General features: G+C 61.6%; 21 protein-coding genes. 9 read left to right on the top strand and 12 right to left on the bottom strand.

What is annotated here, in order from left to right:
- From AC0L2H_RS00550 to AC0L2H_RS00540, 3 genes are read left to right on the top strand one after another with little or no spacing between them, the layout of a single operon-like run.
- Positions 1-1,077, top strand: coding sequence for a Gfo/Idh/MocA family protein (locus tag AC0L2H_RS00550; RefSeq protein ID WP_473588371.1), 1,077 nt, complete (start codon positions 1-3; stop codon positions 1,075-1,077).
- The gene (locus tag AC0L2H_RS00545; protein WP_107648267.1) at positions 1,074-1,448 is read left to right on the top strand and encodes a putative quinol monooxygenase; all 375 of its coding nucleotides are present in this window, start codon (positions 1,074-1,076) and stop codon (positions 1,446-1,448) included. Before AC0L2H_RS00550 ends, AC0L2H_RS00545 begins: the two co-directional genes overlap by 4 nt.
- Complete coding sequence (locus AC0L2H_RS00540; protein ID WP_473588370.1) at positions 1,445-3,301, top strand: D-apionate lactonase family protein; 1,857 nt, start codon at positions 1,445-1,447, stop codon at positions 3,299-3,301. The genes AC0L2H_RS00545 and AC0L2H_RS00540 overlap by 4 nt, the downstream gene beginning before the upstream one ends.
- Positions 3,302-3,496: 195 nt before the next feature.
- Here AC0L2H_RS00540 and AC0L2H_RS00535 read toward each other — a convergent pair whose 3' ends face one another.
- Both AC0L2H_RS00535 and AC0L2H_RS00530 read right to left on the bottom strand, forming a co-directional pair.
- Entirely contained in the window at positions 3,497-4,216 is a 720-nt protein-coding gene (locus AC0L2H_RS00535; protein WP_107649772.1) for a response regulator, read from the bottom strand.
- Positions 4,203-4,736 (bottom strand): MarR family winged helix-turn-helix transcriptional regulator, encoded by a 534-nt coding sequence (locus AC0L2H_RS00530; protein ID WP_473588369.1) that lies wholly within the window; start codon positions 4,734-4,736, stop codon positions 4,203-4,205. The genes AC0L2H_RS00535 and AC0L2H_RS00530 overlap by 14 nt, the downstream gene beginning before the upstream one ends.
- Before the next feature lie 267 nt (positions 4,737-5,003).
- Here AC0L2H_RS00530 and AC0L2H_RS00525 point away from each other — a divergent pair, with 267 nt between their 5' ends.
- From AC0L2H_RS00525 to AC0L2H_RS00515, 3 genes are all read left to right on the top strand, one after another.
- A complete protein-coding gene (locus tag AC0L2H_RS00525) occupies positions 5,004-5,897 on the top strand; it encodes a branched-chain amino acid aminotransferase (RefSeq protein ID WP_473588368.1) in 894 nt (297 codons plus the stop codon).
- Between the two features lie 145 nt (positions 5,898-6,042).
- The gene (locus AC0L2H_RS00520; RefSeq protein ID WP_473588367.1) at positions 6,043-6,360 is read left to right on the top strand and encodes a hypothetical protein; all 318 of its coding nucleotides are present in this window, start codon (positions 6,043-6,045) and stop codon (positions 6,358-6,360) included.
- Positions 6,361-6,591: 231 nt separating this feature from the next.
- A complete protein-coding gene (locus AC0L2H_RS00515; protein ID WP_473588366.1) occupies positions 6,592-7,233 on the top strand; it encodes an MBL fold metallo-hydrolase in 642 nt (213 codons plus the stop codon).
- A gap of 369 nt (positions 7,234-7,602) precedes the next feature.
- Here AC0L2H_RS00515 and AC0L2H_RS00510 read toward each other — a convergent pair whose 3' ends face one another.
- The 3 genes from AC0L2H_RS00510 to AC0L2H_RS00500 all read right to left on the bottom strand — a co-directional run bounded on the left by AC0L2H_RS00510 (position 7,603) and on the right by AC0L2H_RS00500 (position 8,928).
- Positions 7,603-8,025: a BA14K family protein gene (locus AC0L2H_RS00510; protein WP_473588365.1), complete on the bottom strand. Its 423-nt coding sequence runs from the start codon at positions 8,023-8,025 to the stop codon at positions 7,603-7,605.
- Between the two features lie 201 nt (positions 8,026-8,226).
- Positions 8,227-8,439, bottom strand: coding sequence for a cold-shock protein (locus AC0L2H_RS00505; RefSeq protein ID WP_008877668.1), 213 nt, complete (start codon positions 8,437-8,439; stop codon positions 8,227-8,229).
- A 276-nt stretch (positions 8,440-8,715) separates the two neighbouring features.
- Entirely contained in the window at positions 8,716-8,928 is a 213-nt protein-coding gene (locus tag AC0L2H_RS00500) for a cold-shock protein (protein WP_006202520.1), read from the bottom strand.
- Positions 8,929-9,475: 547 nt separating this feature from the next.
- Between AC0L2H_RS00500 and AC0L2H_RS00495 the strand changes: the two genes are divergently transcribed.
- Entirely contained in the window at positions 9,476-9,880 is a 405-nt protein-coding gene (locus tag AC0L2H_RS00495) for a Kazal-type serine protease inhibitor family protein (protein WP_473588364.1), read from the top strand.
- A gap of 101 nt (positions 9,881-9,981) precedes the next feature.
- Here the strand turns inward: AC0L2H_RS00495 and AC0L2H_RS00490 are convergent, their stop codons facing one another.
- From AC0L2H_RS00490 to AC0L2H_RS00470, 5 genes are all read right to left on the bottom strand, one after another.
- Positions 9,982-11,535 (bottom strand): EAL domain-containing protein, encoded by a 1,554-nt coding sequence (locus AC0L2H_RS00490; protein WP_473588363.1) that lies wholly within the window; start codon positions 11,533-11,535, stop codon positions 9,982-9,984.
- Between the two features lie 152 nt (positions 11,536-11,687).
- Positions 11,688-11,915 (bottom strand): hypothetical protein, encoded by a 228-nt coding sequence (locus AC0L2H_RS00485; protein WP_473588362.1) that lies wholly within the window; start codon positions 11,913-11,915, stop codon positions 11,688-11,690.
- Positions 11,916-11,956: 41 nt separating this feature from the next.
- Positions 11,957-12,205: a hypothetical protein gene (locus AC0L2H_RS00480; RefSeq protein WP_473588361.1), complete on the bottom strand. Its 249-nt coding sequence runs from the start codon at positions 12,203-12,205 to the stop codon at positions 11,957-11,959.
- Entirely contained in the window at positions 12,202-12,468 is a 267-nt protein-coding gene (locus AC0L2H_RS00475) for a hypothetical protein (protein WP_473588360.1), read from the bottom strand. Before AC0L2H_RS00475 ends, AC0L2H_RS00480 begins: the two co-directional genes overlap by 4 nt.
- A gap of 345 nt (positions 12,469-12,813) precedes the next feature.
- A complete protein-coding gene (locus AC0L2H_RS00470) occupies positions 12,814-13,056 on the bottom strand; it encodes a hypothetical protein (RefSeq protein ID WP_473588359.1) in 243 nt (80 codons plus the stop codon).
- Between AC0L2H_RS00470 and AC0L2H_RS00465 the strand changes: the two genes are divergently transcribed.
- A complete protein-coding gene (locus AC0L2H_RS00465) occupies positions 13,046-13,312 on the top strand; it encodes a DUF1488 family protein (RefSeq protein ID WP_473588358.1) in 267 nt (88 codons plus the stop codon). The two genes, AC0L2H_RS00470 and AC0L2H_RS00465, sit on opposite strands and share 11 nt — an antisense overlap.
- 160 nt (positions 13,313-13,472) lie before the next feature.
- Positions 13,473-15,107, top strand: coding sequence for a tetratricopeptide repeat-containing sulfotransferase family protein (locus AC0L2H_RS00460; RefSeq protein ID WP_473588357.1), 1,635 nt, complete (start codon positions 13,473-13,475; stop codon positions 15,105-15,107).
- 224 nt (positions 15,108-15,331) lie between these two features.
- Here AC0L2H_RS00460 and AC0L2H_RS00455 read toward each other — a convergent pair whose 3' ends face one another.
- Positions 15,332-15,685: a DUF1428 domain-containing protein gene (locus AC0L2H_RS00455; protein ID WP_107649784.1), complete on the bottom strand. Its 354-nt coding sequence runs from the start codon at positions 15,683-15,685 to the stop codon at positions 15,332-15,334.
- Positions 15,686-15,698: 13 nt separating this feature from the next.
- Positions 15,699-16,127, bottom strand: a complete 429-nt coding sequence (locus AC0L2H_RS00450) for a VOC family protein (protein ID WP_107649785.1) — start codon at positions 16,125-16,127, stop codon at positions 15,699-15,701.
- Positions 16,128-16,147 lie beyond the last annotated feature (20 nt).

The raw sequence follows: 16,147 nt of genomic DNA, 5'->3' as shown, positions 1-16,147 counted from the left end.
ATGGCGAGGGGGATCCGCATCGGGGTCATCGGCTGCGGCTTCTACGCACAGAACCACCTGCATGCGTGGGAAGACCTTGTCGGCGAAGGCGCCGTGCTTGCCGCGGTCTGTGATGTCGATCCAGGCAAGGCACAAGCAGCCGGTCGAACTTTCGGCGTTACTTCCTATACGGATGCCGCAACCATGCTCGGGACCGAGCGGCTCGATGCGGTCGATATCGTGACCCGCCACGACACGCACCGGGCGCTTTGCGAGTTGGCGATAGGCAAAGGCGTCGCCGCCATAGTGCAAAAGCCCTTTGCTCCAGCCTGGGAGGATTGCGTCGCCATCGTCGACGCAGCCGAAAAGGCTGGAGTGTGGTTGGCGGTGCATGAAAATTTCCGCTTCCAGACGCCAATGCGGCATGTGCGCCGTGTCATTGACAGTGGCGCCATCGGCACGCCGAGTTGGGCTCGGATAATGTTTCGCACCGGTTTCGATGTTTATCGCACGCAACCCTATTTCTATGACGAGGAACGTTTGGCGATCGCCGATGTGGGCATCCACGTGCTCGACCTCGCACGTTTCTTCCTGGGCGAAGTCGAACGCATCTCCTGTGAAATGCAGCGCCGCAATCCCAAGGTGCGGGCCGAGGACACAGCCACGATGCTTCTGCGCCATCGCAGCGGCGCTGTCAGCGTCGTCGAGTGCACATATGAGGCGAGACGCGACCCCGATCCGTTCCCCGAAACGCTGGTGGAGATCGAAGGCGACAACGGGTCGATCATCGTTCTTCCTGGCTCGCGCATGCGGGTTACCAGCAATGGAGCAACGACCGAGGAAGACATTGGCTCTCCGCTGCGCTCATGGACCAGCGATCGCTGGCATGTCACCCAGGAGGGCGCGTTCGTTGCCTGCCGCCATTTTCTCGGCTGTCTCCGGCGGGGCGTGTCCGCCGAGACCTCGGGAAGTGACAATCTCAGGACATACGCACTGGTTGACGCCGCATACCGCGCGGCAGAAGAACACCGGGCGATTGTTCCGGCGCAGCGGAAGGCAAGCGCCGCCGCTGTCTCAAGTGACCGGAGGGCGCAATGACATCGGGTCCGGATAAGGCGTCGAAACGAGCAAAGGAAGGCTTGGGCGCCACTGCCTTTGCGATCACCGTTGCGTTCGAATTGCTTGAAGGGGCATTCTCAGAATTCCATCGGCTGGTCGCCGAGAACGCAGCTCTTTCCGTAAAGCTGGAGCCGGACTGTCTGCGCTTCGATGTGCTGACACCAGCGGATGCGGCAAGTCCAAGGCAGGTCTTCCTCTATGAAATCTATAAGGATCGCGCGGCCTTCGATCTCCATCTTGGCTCGGAGCATTTCCGCCAGTTCGATCAACGCTCGCGCGAACTCGTGATCAGCAAGACTGTGCTCGCCTATTCCGTGCAGGAAAACGCCAAGATCAGGGAACCGATGTGAGCGGGCAAGCCGCCACCCTCGACCTGTTCGGTACCGACGAGCCGGTTGCCGAGCGCCGGACGCTCACCGCCGGACCGCTGACCGCGATCCTCGAAGACGGCAATCTGCGTACGATCTCCTTCGCCGGCGTCGAAGTGGTGCGCGCGATAAACTACCTGGCGCGCGATGCCTCATGGGGAACCTACAAGGCCGAGCTCACGAACCTCACGATAGAGCAAGACCAGGGGGCGTTCGAGGTCGCCTATGACGGGCTCTGCGCCGGGCCGCAGGGCAGCTTCTCCTACCGGATGAAGATAACAGGCAAAGCGTCCGGCGCGCTGACTTTGGAGGCGGAAGGAGTGGCGCTCAGCGACTTCCCGACCAATCGCACCGGTTTCGTCGTGCTGCATCCCTCGGAGGCCGCGGGCGGACGGCTGATTATCCGACATAGCGACGGGCGGATCGAGGAGACGGTCTTTCCCGATGCGATCAGCCCCGACCAGCCGGCCTTCGACATCAACGCGCTGACGCATGAGCCGGCACCCGGCATCACCTGCACCGTCGCCATGGAAGGCGACGCCTTCGAGATGGAAGACCAACGCAACTGGACCGACGCCTCCTTCAAGACCTATGTCCGTCCGCTGTCGAAGCCGCGGCCCTATGTCATCGCCAAGGGAGCAAAAGACATCCAGCGCATCACGGTTTCCATCGAAGCCGAGGCCTTGGTGAGCCGACCTGAAATCGCCGGAACCGCTACCCTGACGCTTGGCGGGCCAGTCGGGCGGATGCCGTCCATGGCCTTGTTCCTCGATCCGGACGATCTGCCATCGGCGCTGGCTGGCGCGGCGCTGCTCGGTGCCGCGCAGGATGTCATCATTCGCTTCGACAGCGCGCGCGGCCATGACGCGGAAGTCTTGCGCAGGGCTGCCAGCCTTGCCGCCGCGACAGGCGCGCGCCTCGCGATTGAGGTAATCCTGGACGCCATCGATCCCGGCATCGAAGCGAAGGCCGTTGCCGACGCGATCCGATCGTCGGAAATCGAACCTGGCGCCGTGCTGGTTTCGCCACGACGCGAGTTCAAGACACGATCCTCCAATTTGGTGCCTCCGGGCGAACGCCCGATCAGCGATCTGGTGACTGCTCTCCGGGCGAGCGGGATCGCCGCCGCCATCGGCGCCGGCACGCCGTCCCTGTTCACCGAGTTCAATCGCAATCCGCCGACGGGCGAGGCTGATTTCATTTTCTTCGGCAATGCCGCCGTCGTGCACGCGGCCGACGATCTGTCGGTCATGGAGACGCTGAGCGTCTATCCCTCCGTCGTCGCCACGGCGCGACGCCTGTGCCCGGGAAAGCCGATCTGGCTCGGACCCTGCACGATCGGCATGCGCCACAATCCCTACGGACAGAGCGTGGCTCCAAATCCTGCCCGTGTGCGAATGGCCGCTGCAGGCGAGGACCCCCGGCACGGCGCCTTATTCGGAGCGGCCTTTGCTGTCGGCGCCGCGGCACAGGCTTCTGCAGCGGGCGTCGATCATCTTGCAATCGCGTCCCCGACCGGTTGGTTCGGTTTGCTCGGTCCGACGGGAGCTCGTCGTCCTATCCAGGCAGTGCACGCTGAACTGGCGGCAGCAGCTGGAGCTGAGCGTTACCAGATTTCGGTCGACCACGCAGGCGTAGCCGCCATAGGATATCGTCGTGAGGACGATGTCCGTGTCCTTGTTGCAAATCTGACGCCGTCAGCGGTGAACCTCTCACTTCCATCAGGCGCACGGCCGGTTGCCATTATCGGCGAGACTGCCAACCGGATGATGACTCCTCTTCGCGATAAGCCCGCCTTAGGACCATATCGGTCAGTGATTCTTCAATGCCAATGATCAGCGGTGATGCAACTCGATAGACCGGAACCATGAGATCGTTCGCTACACCGAGGCGGTCGACCAGATACGCCTGGCGCACGAGGCGATGAATGCTATCGCCGAGCACGGAGCGGGAACAAAAATTGTCAAACCAAACTCATTGGTTTGACAATTTTACCCGTAAGCTATTGATAACGCATACCCGACGAACGGCTATTCCACGCTGAGCCGATACCCAATACCGCGCACGGTCTGCAGCCAGACCGGATTGGACGGGTCGCGTTCGATCTTGCGGCGCAGCCGGTTGATCTGCACGTCGATCGTGCGCTCGCCAACTTCGGAATCATCGCCGACAAGTTCATGGCGCGGGATCGTCTCGCCTGCTCGCGCCGCGAAGATCGCCAGGATCTCCTGTTCGCGGTCGGTCAGCTTGAGGGCCTCGCCGCCGCGCTTGAGCTCCCGCCGGGCGATCTGGAACGTGTAAGGGCCGAAGACCAGTTGCTCGACCTTCGGCGTCGTCGCCGGGCCACCGCGGCGCAGGATGTTGTTGATGCGCAGGATCAATTCGCGCGGATCGAACGGCTTCGGCAGATAGTCGTCGGCGCCCGCCTCAAGCCCGGTGATGCGGCTGTCGGTTTCCGACAGCGCGGTAAGCATGAGGATCGGCACGTTCTTTTCGGCTCTGAGCGCCTTGGTAAGGTCGACGCCGGTTTCGCCCGGCATCATGACATCGAGCACGAGCAGATCGAAATCGAGGCCGGCGAGCTTGCGCCGCGCCTCGCCGGAATTTCCGGCAACGGTGACGCGAAAGCCGTTCTCGGTCAGATATTGCTTGAGAAGATTGCGGATACGGGTGTCGTCATCGACCACCAGCAGATGCGGTGCATCGTCGTCCGGTGCTGCCGGCTGATCAACCTTTTCAATGGTCTCCATGGCTTTTCCCTGACATTTTTGCGGGCACAATGTCGATCTGCGCCCTTAGTTCCGGATTGACCATCGCCTCCAGGAAGCGTTCGATCAAGGCGCGCTCGCTGGCTCCGGAATCTTCCAATGCAGCACGGATGCGGCGCGACTGTGGCCGCGCCAGCGCCAGCGCCAGGGCGCGGCCCTTTGCGGTGGGGTAAAGTTCGCGCTGCCGGCGGTCGCGCGGACCCTGCAATTGCACGACATGGTCGGTGTCGATCAATTGCTTGAGCACGCGCGCCAGGCTCTGCTTGGTGATCTTCAAGACATCGAGCAATTCGGCAACCGTCAGACCCGGCCTGCGGTTGACGAAATGCAGGACCCGGTGATGAGCGCGGCCGAACCCGTAATCGGCGAGGATCTGGTCAGGATCCGAGGTGAAATCGCGATAGGCGAAGAAGAACAATTCGATGATGGCGAAGTCGATGCCGTCCTCGTCGGCGATCGCCGTCCTTATCGGTTTTCCGGCTGGGTGGCTGCGATCCGTCATCATTTCTCCGATGGAAACAGGAAATTATGTCAGTACTATTGACGTAATTTTCCGGCGATGGTAATTTTTGACAAGCTTTTCGGCGGATTGCGAACGAAAAGGCAAGGGAGGTCCGTTTTTCCGGAACTTCCTGAGTTTGCCAGACCTCAAATATCCGCTTACGCTTCGAGGCACTCTATGCTTTGAGAAATGGGGCCGCCCGGCGCGGCCGACACGAAAAACGCAACGACACAATGATATGCGGGCCGTCGCCCGCGGGAGGTTATCATGGCATCCGTTCCTTTCGACCAAATGGATGGCTTTATCTGGATCAACGGCGAGTTCGTCAAATGGGCCGACGCCAAGATCCACGTCCTGACCCATGGTCTGCACTATGCCAGCGCGGTGTTCGAGGGCGAGCGCGCCTATGGCGGCGAGATTTTCAAGCTGACCGAGCATAGCGAGCGCCTGCATGAATCGGCACGCCTCCTCGGCTTCAAGATTCCCTATTCGGTTGCCGAGATCGACGACGCCTGCCGCACGCTGCTGAAGAAGCAAGGGTTCCAGGACGCCTATGTGCGGCCGATCGCCTGGCGCGGCAGCGAACAGATGGGGGTTTCGGCGCAGAACAGCCGCATCAACTGCGCCATCGCCATCTGGCAGTGGCCGAGCTATTTCGACCCCGCGCAGAAGCTGAAAGGCATCCGTCTCGATGTGGCGGAGTGGCGCCGCCCCGATCCGCGCACCGCGCCGTCGAAGTCTAAAGCCGCCGGTCTCTACATGATCTGCACCATGTCCAAGCATGCCGCCGAAGCCAAGGGCTATGCCGACGCCATGATGCTCGATTGGCGCGGGCAAGTCGCCGAAGCAACGGGCGCCAATATCTTCTTCGTCAAGGACGGCAAGATCCACACGCCGAAGCCCGATTGCTTCCTCGACGGCATCACCCGTCGTACGGTCGTCGGCCTTGCCGGGGATCGCGGCCTCGAGGTGATCGAGCGCGCCATCATGCCGGAAGAGCTGGAAGGCTTCGAGCAGTGTTTCCTGACCGGGACGGCAGCCGAGGTGACGCCGGTTTCGGAGATCGGTCCGTACCGATTCGAGGTTGGCGAAATTGCCAAGACGCTGATGAATGACTATTCTGCTGCCGTTCAACCCAAGCATGCGATCGCCGCAGAATAACGAAAGTCACAGCTTTTTTTACAAGTAGGGGCGGTTTTCGGGCCGCCTCTTTTATTTAAGCACTTCTGCATTTGACTTTCGTCCAATTCGGCGTCTCATGATGCTGTCGGCCCGGGAGGCTGGCAGCTATGGAGGGACTGGTACTATGGACATGAACACGCTTCTTCCGATCATTATTCAGGTGATTACGGGTATCATCGGTGGTCAGGCGGTGGGCGCGGCGATCAAGACGGCGGCGATGGGTCAGCTTCCCAAGATCCTTGGTGGCGCCGTTGGCGGCGTCGGCGGCGCGGCCATCCTCGGTAGCCTGCTCGGCGGCGGCGCAGTCGACCCGGCAGCGGCAGCAGCGGCGACGGACGGATTGGGCAGCGCGCTCAATCTGCAGAACATCATCGGCGGTGCCGGTGGCGGCGCCATTCTGACCGGCATCATCGGCGCGGTCATGAATGCGATGAAGAAATAAGCTTGGCGGTTTCGGGCTTTCAATGGGCGGCTTCGGCCGCCCATTTCCATTTCAGCCCGGTTTGTCATGACGGTGGGCGCCAGTCACTTGTGTCCCTAAAGCACACCGCTTGAACGAAATTCACGCGACACGCTTCAGGCTCTAGTTTTTATACATGTCGTAATCGCAAAACCGCTGCACACTTTTGCGCGACATGCACTACATCATGGACGCCACCGCGAAAGGACGATCATGGGTCAACTCAATGCCGGTATCGTGCCGGTCACGCCCTTCCAGCAAAACTGCACCATCCTCTTCGACATGGACGACAAACAAGGCGTCGTCGTCGATCCGGGCGGCGACATCGACAAGGTGCTGGCAGTGCTGAAGGAGAATGCCATCACCGCCGGCGCGATCTGGATCACCCATGGCCATATCGATCATGCGGGTGGTGCAATGGAACTGAAGGAGGCGCTCGGGGTAGAGATTGTCGGCCCGCATGAGGCCGACCGTCCGCTGCTCGCCAATCTCGAGAGCCAGGCGAAACTTTACGGCATCACCGATGCCGTCCGCAATTGCGTGCCCGACCGTTTTCTCAACGAGGGCGACACCGTCTCGTTCGGCCAGCACGCGTTTGAGGTCTTCCATTGCCCCGGTCACGCGCCGGGCCATGTCGTCTACTACAACCGCGCGGCCAAATTCGCCCATGTCGGCGATGTCCTGTTTCGCGGCTCCATCGGGCGAACCGACCTGCCGGGCGGTGACCATGCCGCACTGATTGCCTCGATCAAAAACAAGCTTTTGCCGCTTGGCGACGACATCGGCTTCATCTGCGGCCATGGGCCTGGCGGCCGCTTCGGCGAGGAGCGGCGGAGCAACCCGTTCCTGGTCTAGGGTGTGCCGATATTCAGGTGAGGCCGGCCTGCAAACGGCGGCTTCCTGCGCTTCCGGTGCTCACGTACTTTAAGTACGCTCCGCTCCGGCCTTCGCCGGCCGAAGCCCTCATAGGCGCCTCCGTGCTATGAAGGCTACGGCCGGCGTAGGCCGGTTCTCGGAACCCACCATTTTCGACTCAGCCTGACCTGAATCTCAACACACCCTGGCGGGCCAACTTGGTTGGAGAGCCGGACACAAAAAAGCGCTGGCCTTGCGGTCAGCGCTTTTGTTTGGGGCAGGGAAGCCTTGAGGCGCTTCGCGTCTCAAGGCTTTGTCGTTGTGCATGTCGTTATCCCAAAACCGCTGTGCACTTTTGGGCGACATGCCTCAGTTTGCGGTGCAGAAATGCTGTTCGCCGTCATAGCCGGTGAACGTGCCCGTGCGGGCGTTGAAGCTCCGGTAGCGATCCGAACAGTATTCGTACCAGCCACGGGTCCATGGCTCGGCGTAGCCTTCATTGTAGGCGACCCGCGGTTCCACATAGTAGCGGCGCACCGGGGCCGGCCGCGGATAGCGACCATAATCGTCATAGCCGGGATCGTAGTAGCGGGGCTGCGGATTGCTGAGCGCGCCGCCGATCAGGGCGCCGGCCGCGAGGCCGAGGACGCCAGCGGCGACAGCATCGCCATGGCCATGGCTACGATAGTGGCGCTGGTGACGCCAATCACCGGCGCTGGCCGCAGGCAACGTCGCCAACGTGGTCGCTACGACGGCGGCGGACAGGATGGCAGTCTTGAAAATTCGGTTCATGTCGATCTCCTTCGTGCCGGCCCGGCAGTGGGGATGCGGTCCGGCTTTACCGAAGATTAATAGGAGACCGTGGCTGAACGGGGGCTGAACGAAGTTGGCGGGCCGAAATCAGGCGATCGGCCGCGGCACGGACGACAAATATCGCGCGCTCATGCGGAGCGAGCCTCTAGCGCGGGAGCCGTTAGGCTGTCTTGAGCCGGCTCAGCCGACCGACAGGTTAACGGCTTTCGGACCCTTGCCGCGCTTGTCCGGCTCGGTGTCGAATGTCACTTTCTGCCCATCCTCAAGACCGGGAAGACCCGACGCCTGCACGGCCGAAATATGGACGAAGACATCCTTTGCGCCATCATCCGGCGTGATGAAGCCGAAGCCCTTGGCATGATTGAAGAATTTGACGGTGCCGGTCTGCGGCATGGGAAGCTCCTTTGATCCCATCAAGTCAAGTCTCGGGCCGGCAAATGCCCGGTTGGAAATTTGTCCTTTATTTTAGCGCTATCGGCAAGAGAAAGTTTTCGCGGGCATTTTGGCTCGCCGTCCTCGATATGAAACTTGCCGTCCCCGATATGAAAAAGGCGCGACGGTGACCGTCGCGCCTTCGAAAACTCGGATCCGGCTCTGGAAGCCGGCGTAGCCCGTGGAGAGGCTCATGGACGTTTCGCGTGTCCGAACGGAGTTGCGACGTCCGACGGCTCAGGCCGCGCGGAGATTGACCGCCTTCGGACCCTTGCCCATGCGGTCGGGCTCGACGTCGAAAGTGACCTTCTGGCCGTCGACGAGAGTGCGCAGGCCCGAAGCCTCGATCGCCGAGATATGGACGAACACGTCCTTGGCGCCGCCGTCTGGCGTGATGAAGCCGAAGCCTTTGGTAGCGTTGAAGAATTTAACGGTGCCGGTCTGGGCCATTGGGGAAACTCCTTCACCCGTGTCAGTCTTGTGGTTTGCCCGCCGCCTGGCGCCGTGGGCAAGTCCCGGTGGTTGCTTTCGGCAGTCATGCATTGGCGCATGGTCAAACCCCCCGCCGAAAAACGGGGCCGTCAGAGATTCACAGTATCGGGGAAAGGTCGTCCAAAACGTTCCGCTCTCCGGGTCGCAAATGCCCGAACACAAAATTTATCGCACGGAAACGTGATGGTTGCAAGATAGCGCCGCGGGCCGCCCAGACGGCGACCCGACGCATGGCATCGATAGACCCGGGTGTTTGCGCGGTCATCGGCCAGAACCCGACCACGCATGGTCCAGAAAAGCTGTCCAGGCGGCATCCGCGACGTGTCGGATGTTTCCGGGAGCCGCCCAAAAACGGGGATTGCATTTGTCGGCGGAATGGCGAGGATCGCTGCTGGCAGTTTGATTTTTGCGCATGTTCCTTTCCGAAAAAGATAGATTTTCGGCGTCATGCGCCAGAGCGGAGCGCGTTTTGCGCGCGGAGCGGGGGCTCGAGGGAGGTATGGTCATGAGATTTCTTGCGGCAATCTTTTCGCGGCAGGGTTTTGCCGTACTGTTGTTGTCGGCCGTTCTTGCAGCCTGTACCGCAGTGGTGGTGGATGAAGGACCGGGGTACCATCCGCCAAGGCCTGGACCGCAATTCTGCACCAAACAGTATGACCCGGTCTGCGCCCGGCGCGGCGGCGACCGCCAGACCTTTGCCAATGCCTGCCTTGCGGAGCGGGCCGGATACCGCATCATCCGCGACGGCCAGTGCCGCGACGGTGGTGGTGGCGGTGGCGAAGAGCAGACATTCTGCACGCGCGAATATGCCCCGGTCTGCGCCCGCCGCCGTGGCGAACTGCGCACCTTCCCCAATGCATGCGAGGCCCGCGCCGCCGACTACCGGGTGGTCGACAACGGCCCCTGCTGAGGGCACGGCTCTCCTATCTCCCCCGTGCTGGGGGAGATAGGGCTTGCCCATCTGGAGATAGGGCTTGCCCATCTATCGGCTGGGCACCCTTGTGGCTGGCTCTACGCCGACTGTTCCATCTTGCGGCAATAGGCGATGAACTCGGCCGCGGGCATCGGCTTGGCAAACAGCCAGCCTTGGCCATAGTCGACCTCGTGCTCCAGCAGATAATCGGCCTGCGCCTGCGTCTCGACGCCTTCGGCAACGATCTTCAGCTTCAACGTCTTGGCCATGTCGATGATATGCGGCGTGACGGAACTGGTGGCGGAATTCGTGGCGATCGTGTCGATGAAGGACTTGTCGATCTTCAGCGCATCGAGCGGCAGTCCTTCGAGATGCGAGAGGCTGGAATAGCCGGTGCCGAAGTCGTCGATCGCCACCGCATGACCAAGCTCGCGAGCGCGGATGAGGGTCGAGCGCGCTGAATCGATATTGACGAAACCGCGCTCCGTCGCCTCCAGCCAGATCTGCCGAGGCCGAATTCCCGTGTGCTGCAGGGCCTTTTCGATGACGGGAAGGTTCCTTGCCGTTTCGACGTCGGCGGGACCGAGATTGATCGCGATGTGGAGGGAACGATTGGCCACGAGGAGCCGGTTCAGGTCAAGAACCACCTGGGCTACCACCTGGTCCGTGATCGCCGCGATCAGGCCGCTCTCTTCGGCCAGCGGGATGAAGAGATCGGGCCGCACCAGCGAGCCGTCCGGGCGCCTCCAGCGCACCAGAGCTTCCGCTCCGATGCATCTGCCGGTCCTGAGTTCGACGATCGGCTGATAGTGGACGATGAATTCGCGCTTGCGTACGGCGATCTGCAATTCCCTCAGCGGCGACAGCCGCCGTCGCGACAGCCAGACGACCGTGCCGATGGCGAACGCGGCGATAAAAGCGCCGAGCGGAAGCAGCAGCAATCGCTGTCTGCGCACACTGTCCACGATCTGGCTTTCCGGTTCGGTTGCGACGGCGATCCAGTCTGCCCCGCGTGCGGTGGCGAACAGATGGCCGTCCTCCAGGCCCTTGCCGGTGCCGGCGATGATCTTGCCGATGCGGGCGGAGTCGGGCCCATTCAGCGTGCCGAGCAGGACGCCCTTGTTCGTCGCCAAAGCGAGCTGAATGTCGGGGTCGACGACGACGTCGACAAAGCGCATGGGATCGACAAGGACATTGTAGTCCTTGTAGCGTAGCGCCATCAGCGGATGGTCCCGGTTGGCCAGGGGCTGCATGCGAGCCGTGACGGCAACGCCGTCCCGCGTGATGAAATCCGGAGCGGTTTGCGCGACCCTTCCTTCGGTCAGCCCCCAGGACGTGCATTTGAGCAGGCCATTTTCGAAATAGCCCATCTCCTCGATCGAGCGCGTGTTGATGATGAGTTGCCGCATGCGGGCGATATGGCCAACCGAGCAGCGGTCGCCGGTGAAGCGGTCGATCTCGCGCAGCGCGCCGGTCGCATCCCTGAGGGATATGTCGGCTCTGGCGATCGCGCGATTGGCGAACAGCGCCAGGCGGTCGTGTTCTTCCTGAACCGCCAGGACCCACGAAAAGTGGAACATCGCCACGATGGGCACGATGGCGCCGAGCAAGGCCAACACCACCGCGGTCACGATGATGCGCGGCCTGTCCATATGCGCCTCCTGCCTTCGGCCGGCGATGACCTGCCGGGTTCACGCGCAATCCCGCCGAACGGGCACCGAGACTCGTTCCAGCGTACCTTTATATGGCTTCGACGTTACGTGACCTTTAATGCGATCCGCGTCGTGGTCGGGTGAGCGCAGTGTTACTCACCCAGCGTCGAATACGTCCCATCCGCTGGCCCGGCGTAGAGCTCACTGCCGTCCTCATCGGAAATGCGCAGACGGTCGGGGATTTGCGGCATCGCCAGCGTGTGGAACAGCGCGCTGGCGCCGTGCAGGGCGGCACGCAGGTTCGGTGCTTCGAGCGGCACCCTGTCGAGCATCGCTTCGTCGGCGTTGCGCGAACGATAGAACTCGACGACGAAGTTCAAGCTGCCTCCATGTTGCGGCGCCGCAATCCTGCTGTGCTGGCTCAAGTGACCGGATTGTCGGCCGCTTCGAGATTGTCTTCCGTGGTCACCCGCTCATGGGTCTCCTGGTCGCTGCGGATGCGGTATTGCGGCGAGCCGTCCTTGACCGGCAGCTTGCTCTTGATCTGGAACAGTTCCGCAGCCTTCTGGACAAGGCCGGTACGGCTCTTCATGCGGACTGTCTGGCCAATTGTGAAAAGATGCGCCGGCGTGTCGGTGCGCGGGCGCGCATTCTGCTGGAAGCGGATCATGCGGCGTTCTCCCTATCGAGTCTCAGCGCGGTTTCGAGTTCGGCGTAGTCGATGGCGACAAGCTGGCTGGTCGCGCTTTTCACCGTCCTTGCCGGCAGATGGATGAAGGTGGCGACGCGGCGCCAGGCAGGCCACGACATGCCGTCGATCAGCTCTTCGTCGTGGTCGATGTCGTAGTCTCCCGCCGGCAATCTTCCTTCCAGCCCGCCGAGCACGAAAGGTGCCTCGAAATGCGCGATGGAATGGGTGGTGCGACTAGACATTTTGCGTCTCGACGTTTCTATCCTGGGCGTCTTGGGGAAAGCGGTTCCGCTCTGCCACGCTGGAAACAAATGCGCCCACGCGCCTTGAATTGGCAATTATGGTGTCGGCGATTTGGATTGAGTCTGTCGGGTCGAAACCTCTGACGCCGCGAGATGCCAAGCTTGACCCAAAAAACGATCTTATACCGTTAATCCAAAATTGTGTTTTATTCAAGAAAGTTCCCGGGAAAATTCGACTAATTCGGAAATTTGCCCTATATAAATTTTCAGGAATTCTTCTAAAGTAAAAACAATATCAAAAATTTCTTATTCAGATCGCTAGGATAACTATTCTGGCGCTTGGACTTATTTTTCACGGAAAGGACAAAAATCCATGAGAGTCATGAAAACACCTGATGGTCCGGCCGTAAAAATCAAGGCGATGGTCAAGTTCCCAAAACTCATGTCGGCACGGTTGACGATAAGAAGCGATGAAGCGGCACGGCGAAAGATCGCCGACACCGACGGCACGCTGCGGCGGGCGCGCCAGCTTGCCGAAAGCAACCGGCTGATCTGACGTCCGCCAAGGAGGTCGATGATGACGCTCAATTTCCCCAATCCCAGCCGCTCCTATGACGCGGCGGCGAAGCGTATTCGTTTCACCGGCCATGACGGCATGTTCGAAGTGCCCTTCTTCGTCGAGGTTGCCGCGCTTTCGGCGGCAGGTCCGGCCACGACCGGGGCGGAAGCCGAATATCTCAGCGCGTTCGACGCGAAGCGCTCCTCGATCCAGGATGTCGCGCGGGAAGCTTATTCGCATGGTCGCAAGAACATGTATGTGCTGACCCAGGCAGATTTCCGGTAGGCTTGCCCGCAAACCCTTGAACCTGCCGCGCCGATGGCCTAGATCGCCACAGGCGCACAAACACGGCAGGTTTCCCATCAACAGAGATCAAAGAAGAGCGGCGGGCGCGGGCGCGAGGTCTGGCACTGGAGGCCGGCCACCGCCAGGTTTCGACCAGTATGTGCAGCAGGCGCTGCAACTGCACCAGGCCGGACGCCGGCAAGAAGCCGAGGCGATTTACCGGCAGGTGCTGGCGCGCAAGGCCAATCACGCCGCCGCTGCGCACTTCCTCGGATTGCTGCTGCATCAGACCGGGCGCAGCGCCGAGGGGATGGATCTTCTCGAACAGTCGGTGCAGTTGCAGCCGACCAATCCCGATTTCCTCAACAATCTCGGAACGGTGATGCGCGATCTCGGCCGCATAGCTGCGGCCGTCGATTTCTTCCGCGGCGCGGTGGATATCCGGCCGGACCAGCTCGCGGCGCGCGACAATCTCGGCTCGTCGCTGAAGCAGCTCGGCCAGTTCGAGGAGGCCGAAGAGATCTATCGCGGCACGATCGGCCGCAACCCGTTCCATGTCCGCGCCCGCATCGGGCTTGCCGAAACGCTGCAGGAGGCCGGGCGGCTCGACGAGGCGCTCGCCGTGTTCCACGAGGCGCTGACGATCCGGCCGAAGGATGCCGACCTGCTGCACGGGCTGGGCGTCGGGCTGATGGAAAAGGGCAAGCTCGATGAAGCGACCGATCTTTTCCGCCAGGCGCTGGCAGTCAATCCCGGCATGGCCCGAGCCTGGCTGATGCTGACGCAGGTCAAGCGCCAGAAGGAGCGCGACGCTGAGCTTGCCGGCATGGAAGCACAGCATGCCAAGGCGCCGCAGGACAGCCTGGCGCGCATGCAGCTCTCCTTCGGCCTCGGCAAGGCCAATGACGATCTGAAAGATTATCCACGAGCCTTTGACTATTTCGCCGAAGGCAATGCCATCCGCCGCAAGGGCATCGACTATGATCCGGTGAGGACGCGGGCCGAATTCGATGCGATGAAGTCGGTGTTCGACGCTGGCTTCTTCGAAAAGCACCGACCGAGTTCAATCGCCGACGACGCGCCGATCTTTGTCGTCGGCATGCCGCGTTCGGGCACGACGCTGGTCGAGCAGATCATCGCCAGCCATCCCCAGGTCTATGGCGCGGGCGAGCTCAGTATCTTGAAGACGGTGGTCGGCAAGCAGTTTCCGTCGACCATGCCGGGTGGCTTTCCCTGGGGGGTATCCGATGTGGCCGACGCGGATTTTGCCGAGGCCGGGCAGGCCTATCTCGACACGCTGCACGCCCGCTATCCGCATGTCCGCCATGTCACCGACAAGATGCCGGGCAACTTTCTGCTTGTCGGCTTCATCCACATGATGCTGCCGAAGGCCAGGATCATCCATTGCGCCCGCGATGCGGCGGCGACCTGCCTGTCGATCTACAAGGTGCATTTCCGCGGCGACAGCCACCGCTACGGCTACGATCTCGGCGAGCTCGCCGACTTCCACAATCTCTACACCGACATCATGGCGCATTGGCGCAGCGTGCTGCCCGGTGTCGTGCACGATGTGCGCTACGAGGATTTCGTCGCCGACCAGCAAGGGCAGTCGCGGGCATTGATCGCCCATCTCGGCCTGCCCTGGGACGATAGGGTGCTGTCGTTCCACGAAACCGACCGACCTGTGCGTACGGCCTCGGCCGCGCAGGTGCGCCAGCCGATGTACCAGGGCTCGGTCGATCTGTGGAAACGCTATGGCGAGCGGCTCAAGCCGCTGCTGGACAGGCTCGATTGACATGCTGGTCACTGGCCGAAGCATCTCAGCTTCGTCATCCCAGGGCGAAGCAGGAGCGCAGCTCCGTCGCGAAGACCCTGGGATCCATTCCGTGCCCTCGATCGAAGGACGCAGCGGCGCAGAATTCTCCGCCGTTGCAACGCCTCTAGGTCACGGCATGGATCCCATGGTCTGCGCCGCGTCGCTTCGCTCCTTGCTCTGCCATAGGATGACGAAGCGATGGGTCAAAGCTCCATGAAGGGCTGGAAGCCGCCGAAGATCATGCGCTTGCCGTCGAACGGCATCGTCGATAGGTCTCCATTCAGGCGCGGGTCGGCCATCACCTTGGCCATCACCGCATCGCGGCTTTCCCGCGATTCATAGACGACCCACGAAAAGACGACGATCTCGTCATCCTTGGCCTGCACGGCGCGCGGGAACGAGGTGACCTCGCCATAGGGCACGTCGTCGCCGATGCATTCGACATAGGCGAGCGCGCCATGCTCTTTCCAGACGATGCCGGCCATTTGCGCCATTTTCTTGTAGGCATCGAGATTTGCCTTGGGCACGGCAAGCACGAACCCATCGACATAGGACATTTTGGTCTCCTCCTCAGGCTTTCTTCACAGGCGCGTTCATCGCCCACTCAACACCGAAGGGATCGCGCATGTTGCCCCACTGGTCGCCCCAGAACATCACCTGCAGCGGCATGACGACCTCGCAGCCGGCATCGACAGCGCGCTGCCACCAGGCGTCGATATCGTCGCTGCCGAGGTGAAGCTGCATTGTGTAGCCCTGCGGCTTCACGGCGGACATGCCGTGCTCAGGGTAGAAGTCGGAGATCATCAGCGTCGAGCCGTTGATGTGCAGGTGGATGTGCATGGTGCGGCCCTGCTCGTCCGGCGGGTAGAAGAAGACCTGCTCCGCGCCAAAGGCCTTTTGATAGAATTCGGCGGCCTTGAAGGCGCCATCCAGCTGAAGATAGGGCGTCAAGCCGCCGAGGACTTTCGCCGCGGGCTGGGTTTGGGGCTGATCGTTCATGTCTTGCTCCTCTTTGGGTT

This window comes from Mesorhizobium sp. WSM4871 (assembly GCF_055811295.1).
This window is presented reverse-complemented; position numbering and strand designations above follow the sequence as displayed.